The sequence below is a fragment of the Gemmatimonadota bacterium genome (assembly GCA_026705765.1).
In the GTDB taxonomy this organism is placed as follows: domain Bacteria; phylum Latescibacterota; class UBA2968; order UBA2968; family UBA2968; genus VXRD01.
In genome coordinates, this window is record JAPPAB010000101.1 from 1 (window position 1) to 15,005 (window position 15,005).

General features: G+C 51.4%; 17 protein-coding genes. 11 read left to right on the forward strand and 6 right to left on the reverse strand.

All coding sequences use genetic code 11. From position 1 onward, the window contains the following. The first annotated feature begins 89 nt into the window (after positions 1-89). From OXH16_13315 to OXH16_13330, 4 genes are all read left to right on the forward strand, one after another. Positions 90-509 carry a hypothetical protein gene (locus OXH16_13315; protein ID MCY3682374.1) on the forward strand — a complete coding sequence of 140 codons (420 nt, stop codon included), beginning with the start codon at positions 90-92 and terminating at the stop codon, positions 507-509. Positions 510-591: 82 nt separating this feature from the next. Then, on the forward strand, positions 592-1,122 hold the full coding sequence (locus tag OXH16_13320) for a MaoC family dehydratase (GenBank protein ID MCY3682375.1): 531 nt from the start codon (positions 592-594) through the stop codon (positions 1,120-1,122). A 5-nt stretch (positions 1,123-1,127) separates the two neighbouring features. After that, positions 1,128-1,976, forward strand: a complete 849-nt coding sequence (locus tag OXH16_13325; protein MCY3682376.1) for a CoA ester lyase — start codon at positions 1,128-1,130, stop codon at positions 1,974-1,976. A 1-nt stretch (position 1,977) separates the two neighbouring features. Further along, complete coding sequence (locus tag OXH16_13330; protein ID MCY3682377.1) at positions 1,978-3,183, forward strand: CoA transferase; 1,206 nt, start codon at positions 1,978-1,980, stop codon at positions 3,181-3,183. Positions 3,184-3,187: 4 nt separating this feature from the next. Here the strand turns inward: OXH16_13330 and OXH16_13335 are convergent, their stop codons facing one another. Further along, complete coding sequence (locus tag OXH16_13335; GenBank protein MCY3682378.1) at positions 3,188-4,555, reverse strand: sulfatase; 1,368 nt, start codon at positions 4,553-4,555, stop codon at positions 3,188-3,190. A 220-nt stretch (positions 4,556-4,775) separates the two neighbouring features. On the opposite strand from OXH16_13335, the gene OXH16_13340 reads away from it, so the two are divergent. From OXH16_13340 to OXH16_13355, 4 genes are all read left to right on the forward strand, one after another. Further along, on the forward strand, positions 4,776-5,492 hold the full coding sequence (locus tag OXH16_13340) for an SfiI family type II restriction endonuclease (protein ID MCY3682379.1): 717 nt from the start codon (positions 4,776-4,778) through the stop codon (positions 5,490-5,492). After that, positions 5,480-6,505: a DNA methyltransferase gene (locus OXH16_13345; protein ID MCY3682380.1), complete on the forward strand. Its 1,026-nt coding sequence runs from the start codon at positions 5,480-5,482 to the stop codon at positions 6,503-6,505. Before OXH16_13340 ends, OXH16_13345 begins: the two co-directional genes overlap by 13 nt. A gap of 60 nt (positions 6,506-6,565) precedes the next feature. Beyond that, on the forward strand, positions 6,566-6,787 hold the full coding sequence (locus OXH16_13350; protein ID MCY3682381.1) for a DUF4926 domain-containing protein: 222 nt from the start codon (positions 6,566-6,568) through the stop codon (positions 6,785-6,787). A 137-nt stretch (positions 6,788-6,924) separates the two neighbouring features. Further along, positions 6,925-7,812, forward strand: coding sequence for a dihydrodipicolinate synthase family protein (locus OXH16_13355; GenBank protein MCY3682382.1), 888 nt, complete (start codon positions 6,925-6,927; stop codon positions 7,810-7,812). Here the strand turns inward: OXH16_13355 and OXH16_13360 are convergent. Continuing rightward, entirely contained in the window at positions 7,809-8,099 is a 291-nt protein-coding gene (locus tag OXH16_13360; GenBank protein MCY3682383.1) for a sigma-70 family RNA polymerase sigma factor, read from the reverse strand. The genes OXH16_13355 and OXH16_13360 overlap by 4 nt on opposite strands. 121 nt (positions 8,100-8,220) lie before the next feature. Continuing rightward, entirely contained in the window at positions 8,221-9,039 is an 819-nt protein-coding gene (locus OXH16_13365; protein ID MCY3682384.1) for a phytanoyl-CoA dioxygenase family protein, read from the reverse strand. A 113-nt stretch (positions 9,040-9,152) separates the two neighbouring features. Here OXH16_13365 and OXH16_13370 point away from each other — a divergent pair, with 113 nt between their 5' ends. Further along, a complete protein-coding gene (locus OXH16_13370; GenBank protein MCY3682385.1) occupies positions 9,153-9,473 on the forward strand; it encodes a heavy metal-binding domain-containing protein in 321 nt (106 codons plus the stop codon). 144 nt (positions 9,474-9,617) lie between these two features. Here OXH16_13370 and OXH16_13375 read toward each other — a convergent pair whose 3' ends face one another. Together OXH16_13375 and OXH16_13380 are read right to left on the reverse strand one after the other, a co-directional pair. After that, complete coding sequence (locus OXH16_13375; protein ID MCY3682386.1) at positions 9,618-10,487, reverse strand: phytanoyl-CoA dioxygenase family protein; 870 nt, start codon at positions 10,485-10,487, stop codon at positions 9,618-9,620. A 16-nt stretch (positions 10,488-10,503) separates the two neighbouring features. Continuing rightward, positions 10,504-11,976 carry a sulfatase gene (locus OXH16_13380; protein ID MCY3682387.1) on the reverse strand — a complete coding sequence of 491 codons (1,473 nt, stop codon included), beginning with the start codon at positions 11,974-11,976 and terminating at the stop codon, positions 10,504-10,506. Positions 11,977-12,129: 153 nt separating this feature from the next. Between OXH16_13380 and OXH16_13385 the strand changes: the two genes are divergently transcribed. Continuing rightward, on the forward strand, positions 12,130-12,933 hold the full coding sequence (locus OXH16_13385) for a phytanoyl-CoA dioxygenase family protein (protein MCY3682388.1): 804 nt from the start codon (positions 12,130-12,132) through the stop codon (positions 12,931-12,933). 27 nt (positions 12,934-12,960) lie between these two features. Beyond that, entirely contained in the window at positions 12,961-13,968 is a 1,008-nt protein-coding gene (locus OXH16_13390; protein ID MCY3682389.1) for an NAD(P)-dependent oxidoreductase, read from the forward strand. Between the two features lie 6 nt (positions 13,969-13,974). Here OXH16_13390 and OXH16_13395 read toward each other — a convergent pair whose 3' ends face one another. Further along, entirely contained in the window at positions 13,975-14,997 is a 1,023-nt protein-coding gene (locus OXH16_13395; GenBank protein MCY3682390.1) for a Gfo/Idh/MocA family oxidoreductase, read from the reverse strand. Positions 14,998-15,005 lie beyond the last annotated feature (8 nt).

Sequence of the window (15,005 nt, forward strand, 5' to 3'; positions counted from 1 at the left end):
GTTGATTCGTTGATTCGTTGATTCGTTGATTCGTTGATTCGTTGATTCGTTGATTTTTGACCCACTACGATTACTTTGGAGGTACTCACATGTTCTTCACACTTCTCCTCATCACGCTCGTAGTCGCCGCTCTCGTGTCTTTTATTGCCGTGCGTGCGTTTAGTAGCGCGATCAATAGTATCCTTCACCGGCTTATTGACGATGCGATAGCAAGCGCATGGGTGCGCTATATGAAGTTTGCGATTTTTGTGGTGGGTATTTCTGGCGGTGTGCGCGTCCGTTCGCTGGAGCGCTATATTTTACCGCAGGAGTCTTTCGATTCCGCAGGCGAATCTCGCGATGTGCCACCCTTTGAGCTGACTACCGAACGCTGGGTGCTCGAGATCTATCGCACGATTATCGAATCTCTGCAATCTATCGCGTGGATGTTGCTCGTCTTTTTTATCGTTTCACTGGGTATGTACATTGTCGTGCGTATCTTTGAAATGCGCCGGGGGACGAACGAGTGATGAGTAGAGAGGGCGATAAAGCGGTGGACATCGGATTGCGGCGAATATTATATTGGGCGTTATTGACGCAAAGGGGTCTGGTATGGAGAAAATAGAGAAAAAAGTGATACCGGGCTGGACCGGGAGATGCTATGAGGATTTCGAGGTGGGCGAAATCTACCGAAGCCGGTTCGGGCGGACGGTGACGACGGCTGACAACCAGTTGTTTACGCATCTGACCCTGAATACCAATCCGCTTCACTTTGACGAGGAGTACGCCCGTCGGACGCGGTGGGGAAAGATTCTGGTGAACAGCACGTTTACGCTCGCGCTGGTCGTGGGGATGAGTGTCCCGGACGTGAGCGAGCAGGCGATGGCGAACCTGGGTTGGAGCGAGATCCGGCTTCCGAACCCTGTATTTGTGGGAGATACGCTCTATTGCGAGACGGAGGTGCTCGCCAGGCGGGAGTCGAAGTCGTTTCCGGAAGCAGGGATTGTGAAGGTTCGCACGCGGGGCGTGAATCAGCACGGCCGCGTCGTCATAGATCTGACTCGCAGTGTGATGGTCTATAAGAGGGCGCACGCGCCGTTGGCGGATACTTTTCCCGAAATTCACGAGGAGAAAGACGGGTGAAGTCGATGCGGTCCTGGCTTTTTGTACCGGGGCACCGGCAGCGTATGATCGACAAGGCTCTGGGCCTGCCGGCGGATGTGTTGATATTCGATCTGGAGGACGGCGTCCCGGAGGCTGAGAAGGATGTTGCGCGCAGTCGTGTCGCTGCCGCGCTGGATGGCCCGCATGGCGGCTCAACGCGGTTCGTCAGGGTTCACGATGCTGGTTCATCCGAATTGGACGCCGATCTGCAGGTGATCGCGCGTGCGGGGCTGCAGGGGCTCGTGTTGTCCAAAGTGCAGGGTCCAGAGGATGTGCTTCAGGTGTGCCGGTGGCTGGACCGGCACGAGACCAGAGCGGGTATTCCATCTGGAGGCGTCGGGCTTCTGGCAACCATTGAGAGCGCCCGGGGTCTGGTTCAGGCGCCTGCGATCGCATCCGTTACACCCAGGCTGGTGGGGCTTATGTTCGGCGCGGAGGATTTCGCGCTGGATATGGGCCTTTTTTCGCACCCGGGACAGGGATTGGTCAATTACGCCCGATCGGCTCTGGCGGTGGCCGCGGCAAGCGGGAAAATCCGGGCTATAGACAAGGTATTTACGGACATCAGCGATCTTGACGGGTTGGCTGTGGAGGCGCGACGGGCCAGAGATCTGGGGTTTGCCGGAAAAGCCGTGATTCATCCGGGTCAGGTTGGGATGGTGAATGAAATTTTCAGTCCCACGGAGGTCGAGGAGAGGTGGGCACGGCGAATTGTTGAGGCTTTTGAACGGCGGGCGGACGAAGGCCCGGCGACTGTAGATGGTCGGATGGTAGATAGGCCGATTTTGGAACGGGCGCGCTGGATCCTGGATCGCCTTGAGGAAGAGGGTTAACTTGCACGATCAAAACCAACATCCGCCCCTGAATGGAATAAGGATTGTCTCGGTGGAGCAGTTCGGAGCGGGGCCGTGGGCAACGATGATGCTGGCGGACCTTGGGGCGGAGATCATCAAGATCGAGAATCCCGAGACGGGCGGCGATGTCGCGCGTTATGTGCCACCTTATACGGCTGATCAGGATAGCGTGTATTTCCAGAGTTTCAACCGAAACAAGAAGAGTATGACGCTGAATTTGCAGCATCCAGGAGGGCGGGAGGTGTTGCATCGGCTGGTGGGGATTTCGGATGGGGTGTTCAACAATCTGCGCGGAGACCTTCCGGCTCGGCTGGGTCTGGATTATCCGGCGCTGCGTGCGATCAAGGCTTCCATTGTGTGCTGCTCGCTTTCCGCGTTCGGACGGCATGGGTCTCGGGCGGGTGAACCGGGATACGATTATCTGATGCAGGGATATGCCGGATGGATGAGTCTTACGGGCGAGCCTGACGGTCCGCCGACGAAGACAGGACTTTCTCTCGTGGATCTCGGCGCGGGCACCATGGCGTCTCTGGGTATGGTCAGCGCGATCTTCCGCGCCAGACAGACGGGTCTGGGGTGCGACGTAGATGTGAATCTGTTCGATACGGCACTGGCGAATCTGGGATATGTGGCGGCGTGGTTCCTGACCAGAGGGTATCAGGCGCATCGGACGCCGGATTCTTCTCATCCGTCACAGATCCCGTCGCAGGTGGTGCCGACCAGGGACGGATGGCTGGTGATCATGTGCGCAAAGGAGAAGTTTTTTCAAAATCTGGTACGTGTTCTGGGGGTGCCGGAACTGGCGGAAGATTCCCGGTTCTGCTCTTTTGCTGATCGCCTGGAGAACCGGGATGTTCTGGTTCCGATTCTGAAGGATCTCTTCCGCAAGAAGACGACCGACGATTGGCTGGCGCTGCTCAAGGGCAAGGTGCCCTGCGCGCCCGTGAATACGGTTGCGCAGGCTTTTGCCGACCCGCAGGTGGCCGAAGATAATATGATACTGGAGTTGCCGCATCCGGAGTTCGGAGCCGTCCGGGTGGTGGCGAGTCCCATAGATGTCGGCGGTGGATCGGTTGAACCCCGGCGCGGGCCTTCACTGGGGGAACACAACGAGTCGATCTTGGGCGAGTATCTCGGATATTCGATGCCAGAGATTGAGAAGCTCCGAAGCGATGGCGCCATTTGAATTTTCAGGCATTGGGCAATTCGGTTCGCAATGCGAATTTTTCCTCAGGCGTTCCCGCGCCTTTTAATACTTCCAGATATGCTTTGTGCAGTCGCTGTGCTTCGGCCATGTTTTGCTGGTTATACACGTTGTTCTTTTGCGCGAGGTCTGTTTGGAGGTCGTATAGTTCCGCTGGCCAGTTGGGTCCGCGATAGTGCAAGGTCCAGTTGCCGTCTGTGATGCTGGAGCACACGCTGCGGTCTTCGCGCACGGGCAGGGTTGCCGATGTGACGGCGACTTTCCGTTGTTCTTCTGCTTTTTCGCCTTTTAAGATGGGGGCGACTGATATCCCGTGTAGTCCATCGGGTTTTTTTATGCCTGCAAGGTCGAGTATTGTGGGCATGAAATCGACGGGTTGTGTTAAGGCTTTTGTGCGTTTTCCGGCTGCGTTGCTGCCGGGTACATATCCCATGAAAGCTGTGTGGGATACTTCTTCGTAATAGGGCCAGTCGCCATCTGGTCCCTGTCCGCTTTTGCCAATGCGTCCGTGGTCGCCGATGTAGTGTCCGTGGTCAGACATGAAGATTACGGCTGTGTCTTCCCAGAGGTTCAGGTTTTCTACTTTTTCCAACAGGTGACCGACCCAGGTGTCCATGAGTGTGACTTCACCTGCGTATAGTGCCTGCGTGTGTTTGATTTCTTCTGCGCTCAGGTAATCGCAATAGTCGTAAATGGGATGGTCGATGACTTCGCCTGTGTAGTCGGGGTTGTACATATTGACATAGTGCGCGGGGGGGTCCCACGGTTCGTGAGGATCAAAGGTGTCGATGTAGAGGAAGAATTTTTCGTGGGTGTGGTTTGCTTCCAGCCAGTCTGCGGCGCGTTGCATGGTGCGTGCGACAAAGGTGTCGCGTTCTGTTTCCCAGTGTGCTGCACGCCAGCGGTAGTGATATTGTTGCATGCGCTCAGGTGTGCGAATTTTTTCGGGGACTGATTCGAGGGGGACGGGTATATCATCTGTGATTGAGCGGTCGCCTTCTTGTCCGCGAATCCATTCCCAGCCCAAAAATCCGCGGTCAAATTGATGTCCGTCTCTTACCAGGTGCGGTGTGTCGCACAAGAGCATGGTGACATATCCCGCGTCTGTGAGGAGTTCGGACAAGATGACTTCATCTTCGGGAAGTGGCGTCCAGCCTCGAAAGGGGAATGTCAGCCTGCCGGTCATCATGTCTGTGCGCGTGGGTATTGTTGGGAATGATGCCTGATACGCGCGGTCAAAGACCATGCAGCGTTTGGAGAATGCGTCTATATGCGGCGTGTGGATCCAGGTATTTCCGTGACACCCCAGGTGATCATAACGCAAGGTGTCGGACATTACGACAATGATGTTCATGTGTGACCCTCCCAAAAAGGTTTCTGAATGCTGAAAATTGAGCTTGTGTAAAATAATTCCCTTTTTCAGAATCTGCAACACGAACGCCAGATGGTGTCAGAATGGTGTTGTGGTTTGCAGCAGGATATAACGCCTGTCGATGGTTGACAGCTTATAAATTTCTGTCTATGTTTGTAGCAAAATCAAATACCCATTTTAAAGTCACATATCACGTAAATACATGACGGAAAAAGATCCAGACATTCTATCCTTGGATGAAATCGAGGAAATCGAAAAGCTCACGTTGCGTTGGATATTTCAAGCGGTTTATGATTTCGGAATGGAAGCACATGAAATATTCCTTAGATCGCCTGATAGCGTTAAAGATATTGCTGAAGATATAACGCGAGAATTGCTTGATCGACTTTCAGGATTTAATGTGCAACAGAGAGTATATGGAACAGTTGATTATAAAAAAGCACGATATGTGATTCTTCCTGATCAAACCGTCAGACAGGCATTACTTATTGACTCAAAAGCAGAGAAGGAAAATCGTTCTGCAACGATTCAGATGTCACAAACGTCCATGTGGGTGAGACAACGGCGGTCCGGTGCTCAGGTTAATGAAAAAGGGTTTTTGCCAGAAATATCCAGATATGGAGATAAAAATTATCTCACAACGACATGCCTTATTCATTTCAGCTACGATGATCGTTTAGGTCGTCATCATTTGCGTGAAGTGACTATGATAGCAATTCCAAATGGAAAATTGCAAGGAAGGTATAATCCAACGGTTGATGATGGCATCTGGTTGGCTGGTAGAAATGCACCGATATTAGGTGAAGATTTCAGGGTAAGAGTAGGCTTTAGCAGATTAAAGGCCAAGGCTTCGTGGCGAATACAAAGGCTTACTTATGATGAAAAAAGACAGGAGTGTATAGGGTCATGGCAATCGTAAACTTGTTTAAATCACTTGCTCCGAACGCAATATATCACGGCGATTCGCAGGAGCTTTTGGGGAGAATTGAACGAGAATCCATTGCGCTCAGTATCTGGTCTCCTCCGTATTACGTCGGGAAAGAATACGAGAAGGATTTATCATTTGAAGATTGGAAAAATCTTCTGCAAAAGGTGATTAAACTACATTTTCCCATTGTAAAACCCGGTGGATTTTTAGTAATCAATATTGCCGATATATTGTGTTTTAAGGATGAGACGATGCCCAAAATTATGGCGGAAAACATTTCTCGTCGGAAAATTAATCTTACAAAAGAAGATATACTTAAGGTTGTACAACAGCATCCCAATTGGAATAGGTACAAACTTGCAGAACACTTCGGATGCAGCGAGCAAACAATAGATCGGCGGCTTAACGGTAACAATATTAGAGGTGGGAAATATCAATCTCAAACAAGGGTCTATCTCGTTGGGGAATTAATAGAAAAAGCTGCTACAGATGCAGGTTTTTATTTATATGATCGGCGTATATGGGTAAAAGACGCCGCCTGGGAGAACTCGAGGTGGCATACCATATCATACCGTTCTGTAGATGAGTCCGAATATATTTATATTTTTTGGAAGCCGGGTATAACGAAGGTTGATCGATCAAGGCTTACAAAACAAGAATGGGTAAATTGGGGTTCCAGAGGTGTATGGGAGATTCCTTCTGTACGCAGCAATTCAGATCATGATTCTAAGTTTCCAGTTGAGTTGCCTCGCAGAGCAATTAAGCTATTTACTGAGCCTGATGAAATTGTGCTCGATTGCTTTATAGGAAGTGGCACGACTGCTTTGGCAGCATTAAGTGAGGGAAGAAGATATATCGGTATTGACAAAGAAAAGAGGTCGGTAGAGATCGCAACAGAAGCTGTAAAATCATTCAATACGTACGAAAAAGAGCCTGAGCAGATGGATCTTCTGATACGGGAATTGGAAGCAGGATATGAGATAGATGAAAGACGCAAGATGTGACGTCAAAAGCGGGCGAACTCAAGGGTGTAATCTACAACTGACTATTGACCACGAAGTGATATGGATAAAGACAACAAACTTTTAGATGTGGTTGCATTGACCGAAGATATTGCTGAGTATGATCTCTGTCAGGGGCAGGTTGGAACAATTGTTGAGGTGCTTTCGGATGGTCAAGCGTTTGAAGTTGAATTTTGTGATCGGGAAGGTCGCACCTATGAATCAGTTGGTTTACGTCCCAACCAGTTTATCGTATTACACTATGCGCCGATCTCGAATGTCTGAGATGTTGTAAGTAAAAAGTTGATAATAAGCCCCGGATTTTTCCAGGGCTTTTTTTATAACGCAATAATCAGTTTGACCTCTGTAGGAGTGATGTTTTTTCAGGATTAATATTTGTGGTCACACGCATTGAGGAGGAGATGATGGATTCTATTTATGGGATTGTGCCGCCAGTGGTAACGCCGTTTCGAGAGGATGACTCGCTTGATGAGGGGGCGTTTCGTGCGGAAATTCAGTATATGGTTGAGACGGCAGAGGTGCACGGGGTGGCGGTGACGGGGAGTACGGGCGAGGGGCATACGCTCGGAGATGATGAGGTGAGGCAGTTGACGCAATGGGCAGTGGAGGAAGCCGATGGGCGAGTGCCAGTGATTACGGGGATTATTACGGATAGTACGAAGTCGGCAATTGAGCGGGGGAAGGCTGTGGCCGATTTGGGTCCGGTGGCGTTGCAGGTGACGCCGGTGCATTATTTGTTTCGGCCAGATGATGATGCGATGGTCAGGCATTTTGAGGCGTTGTGTGAGGGGACGGGATTGCCGGTGATGATTTACAATGTGGTGCCGTGGACGTATTTGTCGCCGGAGTTGTTGACGCGGATTATTGACGCGGTGGAAGGTGTGGTGGGGGTGAAGCAGAGTGCGGGAGATATGAAGTTGCTGGCTGATTTGTTGTTGATGGCGGGAGATCGAGCACGGATTATGACTGCGGTAGATGCGTTGTTGTATCCGTCATTTGTTTTAGGGGCGCACGGTGCGATTGCGGCGATTTTGACGGCGGTGCCCGAGTTGTGTGTGGCGGTGTGGGATGCGTGTCGTGCAGGTGATCATAAAAAGGCGTTGGATTTACACGAAAAGTTGCTGCCGATTTGGAATGCGATTTTTGATGATAATTTGCCCGCAAATACCAAGTATGCGATGAAGCTGCAGGGACGTAATGGAGGTGTGCCGCGCCCGCCAATGCCACCGTCGTCTGCCGAGCAGGAAAGGCAGGTTCAGGCGGCATTGGAGAATGCAGGTGTGATTTAATCCTTCCGCAATTGCACGGCTCGACGGCGATGATGGGAGTTGACGGCGTTGCGTATGATGCTGTGTAACCAGGGTCTAAATCGGTCGGGTTTGCGAAGTTGGTGCAGATTTTCGTACGCTTTGATAAATACGATTTGGACCAGATCTTCTACGTCGTCAACCAATCGTATGGATCGGGCAATTTGGGCATACACATATCGCGAATAGCGTTGCACCAGAATTGCGAATGCTTTGCGGTCGCCATCCAGAATTTGAGCGATGAGCGCGCTGTCTTCAATCTGTTCCACGAATGCTCCACGAGAAATCAATTCACGCGTGTTGAAATAAAAGACGAGTTTGTATCCCGAAAGTGTCGCACGGATATAAAAAAAGCCCCGGATTGTCCGGGGCTTTTGGTTTTATGGGCTGTTAAGCATTGGGACACTTAAAGTCCAGGCCATCCATGATGACTTTTATCTGGTCGGATGGTTTGAAATAATCTGTCGCCGTATAGTTTTCGCCCAGATCACCCATTAACCGACGGCGGCGAGGTGTCATGCGGGATAGCACTTCTTCGGGACATTTTTCGTAATCGTAGGGTCTGCACCACATTTGGCCATACCGAAAGGTGATGCTGCGCCGCACGACGTCTGTGTGATTTGGCGCAACCGCGTGCCACATGGTATTGGGGAAGATCGCGCAATCTCCCGCTTCGGCAATGAGTTGTATTGCGCCGGGTGGTGTTTCATTGCGCGCCTCTTTGGGCATTGGGCGGCGATGGCTACCGGGTACCAGACAGAAGTTTGCACAATTTTCGTGTGGAATATCGGTGAGGAAGAACTGTATTTTGAAGTTTAATGGCAGACTGTCTGGCGTGACTCGAATTTGTGCCAATGAGCGTCCAGCATCGGTGTGCCAGCCGATCAAGTTATCGGTTTTGTCATTTGGATAGCGCACGTAGATTTGCGATCCCATGATCTGGATATAAGGTCCCATCAGGTCGAGGATGGTGCCGAATAAGTTGGGATGGTCCATTAATCCGTCAATCCGACTTGTTCGGAAGAGCGTTTGGATGATGGTATAGACGCCTTTTTCGAGGACCTCGGGATATTTGGCTTCGTACTTTGCGATTACTTCATTGGCCGCATCGAGGTAACCCGCTGCTTCGTCTTTGGGGATTACATTTTTGAGATGTAAATATCCCTGCTCCTGCCACTGTTGCCGCATGGATTTGCTCACGTGGTTCATGTCAAAGCTCCTGTTTTTTGAATGTTGTTTTAGACCTTAGCTCTTGCCTGATTGTGTACAATGAGATATTTTTTCGATGAAACTATCGGAAAACAATATAAAAGGAGGCTTTTATGCTCGTGTTGACAACCCCCAATATTGAGGGAAAAACTGTTGATAGCTATCAGGGTATTGTGACGGGTGAAGCCATTTTGGGTGCCAATTTTTTCAAAGATATTTTTGCGAGTCTCCGCGATATTGTCGGCGGGCGTTCAGCCGCGTATGAGTCAGAACTCCGCAGAGCCAAAGATCTTGCCATTGAGGAAATGGTCGAACAGGCACGCGGTATGGGTGCCAATGCCGTCATTGGGGTGGATCTCGACTACGATACCGTTGGTGAGGGCAGTATGCTTATGGTCAGTGCCAGTGGCACGGCTGTTACTTATCGGGATTGAGACGGCGAACGAATCAACGAATCAACGACGCAGTTCGGACTAATTCGGGGTGGTAGGGTGGGGTTCGTCTATTCGTCTATTCGTCTATTCGTCTATTCGTCTATTCGTCTATTCGCGCTTTGTATTACCGTAGAATTGTTGTATTCATTTTTTATAGTGTTCTTTGGAAAATTTTGACTCTTTCACCACGGTTTGCGATTCGTAAATAGATCCGCTTCGGAGTGCGCCCGGCCAGGGCATTCGCACGGGTACGGCTTCCACGCGTGGGACGTTGGTCGGTTCACCGCGCACGATTGTTTCATTGAACAAATCCCAGTTGTTCAGGCCCGATAGGGGGTACGCATCGATCGCGCAGTATTGAAATAGGAGCAGTCGGCGGGGTTTGTCAGATGTGTTGGATACTGACCCGTGTAGCATGCGGACGTGGTGGATTGTGATGCCGCCTGCTTTGACCATTACGGGTACGGCGCCTTTGTCGCTAAAGGTAGAGTCGGTTACGGCGCCACAGAAATGGCCCTCGAGGTGATGGTCGTAAATTGGCCCTTTGTGCGAGCCGGGGATGACGAGCAAGGGGCCGTTCTCTTCTGTCATGTCGTCGAGTACTATACCCACGGCGAGCAAGTCGTCGTTGCTATGCGGATAAAATGCCCAGTCCTGATGCCATTCGACCGGGCTGCCGTAGCCGGGTTGCTTCATGTTCAGTTTGTTGCCATTACACCGCAGGCCGTATCCGATCAATTGCGATACGATTCCCAAAATTTTCTCGTGATGCAGGGTTTTGCGATATACTTCATGTAGCAAAATCGGACTTTTTAAGCGTCTCAGTTTTGGGTTTTCGGGTGTGTGTCCGGGTTCGAGGTCGAATACTTCGGTGTGATCGGTGACCTCCCGCGATTTTTCCACATATTCATCGGTTATCCGACGCAGGTCATTGACTTCGTTTTCACTGAGCACGTTCTCCACACCGAGATATCCGTGTTCGTGATAAAACGCAATTTGTTTCTGGGTGAGCATGGTTTACTCCTTACTTTTATGGATGGCGGTATTTGTTTCCAAATTTTTCGCGCAGTAAGACGGCGCCTTCTGCACGGTCGGTTTCTGCAAGGCGATCGCAATAGTCTTCGAAAGCTCCCCAGGTGTGCATTGGTCCACCTTCTTGCATGACTGTCCAGAGGGGATCGTTGTCGTAGGGTCGCGGCATGGTTTCCATCATGTGGTCGTGCCAGTTCATGAGGCGATACGCAGCCTCGCGGCATATATCGGGATTTTCAGACGCGACGTCGCGCATTTCATAGGGGTCGTCTGATAGGTTAAACAATAGTTCGCGTGGGTAAAGTCGATATCCGTCGTGATAGGTGCGGATATAAATCCAGTCGTCAAAGCGGACAGCCCGCTGACATACATGCGCGCACTGGCTCAAGATCAATTCGCTACGCCCGGCATCTGCGCCTTCGGTAATGACAGGGGCGTAACTTTCGCCATCCCACAACGCTTGTTTTTGCCCACATAGAAGATCGGCTAATGTGGGCGCTAAATCAATATTGTAATGCAGGCCCTCGTCTGTGATTCCAGACTGCCCGCCGGGCCATTTTACAATCATCGGTATATGGCAGGTCGCCTGATCGGCTGTTCCGTGTTCGCCGTATATGCCGAGTTCGCCCATGTTTTCGCCGTGATCCGCGCTGATGATGATCGCGGTGTCGTCCAGTACGCCTTTGTCTTCCAATATGCCCACAATGATGGCAATTTGATCATCTACGTACCGGATTGCGGTGTCGTATCCGTCGATCATTCGCCGCAGGTCGTCCATGTTGTCCAGGCGCCCGGGGTGCCGGGGAAAGCGGGGATTGGGGCGGTCGTTCCACATCATGATGTCCTGCGCGGTGTGGGGGCCGACGAGTTTTTTGTGTTCTTCCAGCAATTCGGGTGTTAGCCAGGCTGGGAGAGGATCATCGGCAAAGGGTTCGCCGTATTCTGCTGGCGCGCGATAGGGGGTGTGTACATCCCAGTAATTGATGTGCAAAAACCAGTTGTCGTCCGCGGCATTGTCATTCAGCCATTTTTCGACTACGGGTGTTACTTCTTCGGCTGATTCCATGCCGCCTTTGCCGGTGTTATGTATTTCGTTGAAGCCGGCATAAAAGTGCCACGCGGCATGCCGCTGTCCAAAGGGGCTGATCATGGATGTTTTAAAGCCCTGACGCTGTAAGAATCCGGCCAGTCCCTCGTTGGCGAGTCGATCTCGAAATCCGCGGTTTGGTCCATTTATTCTCCGTTCTGATGCGGTGCCGCCGTGTCCTACGACGCCCGAATGAATGCCGAATTGCCCGGAGTAAAATGCGGTGCGCGACGGCAAGCAGGGTGCGTCTGTTGTATAGACCTGGTTAAATCGAATGCCTTCGGCTGCGATTTTGTCAATTGTTGGCGATGTGTTGCGGTGATATCCGTAACAGCCCAGGTGCGTGGGATTTAAGGCGTCGAGATCGAGGTACAGGATGCGCATAGATGTTCCTTTTCTGTTTTGGTTCGTTCAGGGGATAATTTACCTTTAAAATTGTTTCTTAGCAAGTGTTCCACGCTGATAATCAGAACCTCTTGACGGATTGGCCCGTTGACATTATTCTGCATCGCACAAACAATAGCGAGGAGAGCACAGATGACAGAGCCAACAATTTCTCTTTCACAGGAACAAATTCATTCATTTCACGAGGATGGGTTCCTCGTTCTCAATGCGATTACGACGGAGGAGGAGGTGGAACAGCTTCGGAAAATTTACGATCGGCTTTTTTCGGATCGCACGGGGTGGGATCAGGGGAGTCAGTTTGATCTGGCGGGTACAGATGAGGATGATCAACCACGCCTTCCGCAAATGCTCGGTCCCAGCCGTTTTGCGCCCGAGTTGAAGGATACGCTCTATCTGGCCAATGCGCGGGCGATTGCGCGGCAGTTGCTGGGTTCTGATATGCTCGATAGGAATGGCGAACACATGATTTACAAGCCGCCGCGTATTGGTGCGCCAACGCCGTGGCATCAGGATCAGGCGTATCACGATCCTGCGATGGCGTACAAAGGTGTAAATTTTTGGATGCCGCTGGACGATGCGACGGTTGAATCCGGTTGTTTGCAGTTTATTCCGGGTAGCCACAAGCTCGATGTTTTGCCGCATCACAGTATTAACCGGGATCCGCGTATTCACGGTCTTGAGGTCGATGATCCCGAACAGTATGCCGCGCGGGCGGTTCCTTGCCCTGTTGCGGCTGGCGGGGCTTCGCTTCACGCGTGTTATATGCTTCACTACGCTGAGCCAAATCGCACAGATGTTCCGCGGAGGGCTTATACGCTTACGTTCAGGACGCCACCCCAGACGCGCGATAAGCCCGTTGATGCATATTGGCAAAAGAACAAACAGACGGCGCGGCAAGCAAGGGCAGATGCGTATCAAACAAGGGGTTCTATGTAGTAGATCAAAAAATCAAAAGGAGATTTTATGAAGGTTCTCGTTACAGGTGCCGCTGGACAGGTCGGTTGCCGGCTGGTGCGCCAGTTGCTCGACCAGAATTGTGAAGTTCGTGGGACCATTCTTTCCGACGATCCCGCGCGCAGCCGTCTCGATGGTGTCGATATTGAGTTGCGCGAGGGAGATTTGACAGATTTATCTTATGTTAAAGATGCCGTCGAGGGCGTGGATGCGGTTATTCATACCGCCAATCTCGTCGGTCCGCATTTTGAACTTAATAACCAGATCAATCTCCAGGTTACACGCGCGTGTGAGGGCGTTGCCGATCGGCTCGAACGCTATGTTTATACCAGTTCTTCGGGTGTGTTTCCCAATAATGGCGAAAATGTTCCGTGTGCTTATCATCCGGTGGATGAATTGCATCCCAAACGGCCGGATGGCGAGTATTCTATGTCCAAGTATTTCGGCGAGGTGATGGCAGAACGCGCTAATCGAGAGACGGGTTTGCGCTATTCTATTGTGCGTCCGAGTCACGTTTTGTCCGGGACCAAGATTTTGAATCAGTTCAGTGTTGCGCGCGTGGTCAATTTGTTGAAGAAAAGCCAGGAAAGACCCGGTACGGAACTCTATATGGCCGATGGGACGGAACTGTGGCACGATATTGAAGCGAAGGCGGCGTCTCCGCAGCAACCGTGTAGTATTACGGATGAGGATGGACGCCCCTGGCTTTATCAGCCGCAGGATGCCCGCGATATTGCCCATTGTCTGGTTTGTGCGCTGAACTCCGGCGCGGCGCTGGGCGAGTCGTTCAATGCCGGCGCGCCAGAGCCATTTCCTTTTACCGAAGGGGCGCGGTTGATTGGAGAAAGAAGAGGGGTTGAGCCGCTTGAGGTCAGAGTTCCCCTCCAGTACATGTATGACCATGCCATTGGCAAGGCCAAGAGTTTGATTGATTATCGTCCGCAAGGCGATTTGAATGCGATGATCGAGTCGGCTTTTGCGTGTGAAGAAGGCGCGACGGACTATACCTGGGATTGAGAAGTTCTAAAGGCGTGTTCTCAAGGCATCTATCAGATTATCTGCTGGTTCGAAGGGCAGTTTTACGGGCCGGTGTTCCAGTGCGCTTGTGTAGATTCCCAGGATGATGTTGAAGTCGCGCAAGGCGAGGTCGAGGTTCAGAGGGTGGACCTTTGCGTCGTCTTCAATCCATTGTAGCATGGCATCTGTCATGGCCGCTTGTCCGAGTATGTCTTCGTCGGGGTATTCGTGCGTGCCCCGTTCTATGTGGCCATCGATACCTGTCTCCCACGACCACATGGTCCAGTGTACATATCCCCGCGTGCCATAGGCGGCGATGCGCTTGTGGACATTGGTGCGATCTTCATTTGTTACGCGCGGGGCAAATGGTCCCGAGATGAGTTGGGCGCGCAGGCCATCGGCGTATTCTATTGCGCCGATGCACTGGTCGGGCGCGAAGTGTTTTTTTGGCGTGTCTTCCAGGCCGTCTGTGCCAGAGGCTTGTCCCATTACTTTTGTGGGGATGCCATCTGGATGGAAGGCGGCGATGGATTGTAGCGCGTGCGTGCCCTGATACGCCAGGTTCATGCCGCAGCTCGCTTCGATAAATCGGATGTCGCCGATTTTTCCTTCCTGTACGATATTTTGCAAATGCTGTCTGCGCGGGTGAAAGTGTAGCTGGTGATTTACCGCGATTTTGGTTTTTGCGGTTGTTGTAAAGTTTTTGATTGCGCGCCAGTCTTCTCCTTGAATTGCTATGGGTTTTTCCACGAGGACAGCGGGTACTCCGGCGTTTTCCGCGGCTTCGAATACTTCCAGTCGCACACTGGGCGGGGTATTTACGTGTACCAGGTCTGGCTGTTCTTTTTCAAACATTTCCCGATAGTCCAAATACCTTATATCGACGTCAAATGTATCGCCAAATGCGTGCAGACTTTCTTCTGTTCGGGTGGAGATTGCGGCGAATTTGCCGTGTGTTACGTGTTGATACGCTTCCGCCAATCCCCGTGCGCGTCCGCCGCTTACGCCGATTATTGCACATTTAAGCATTGATTACT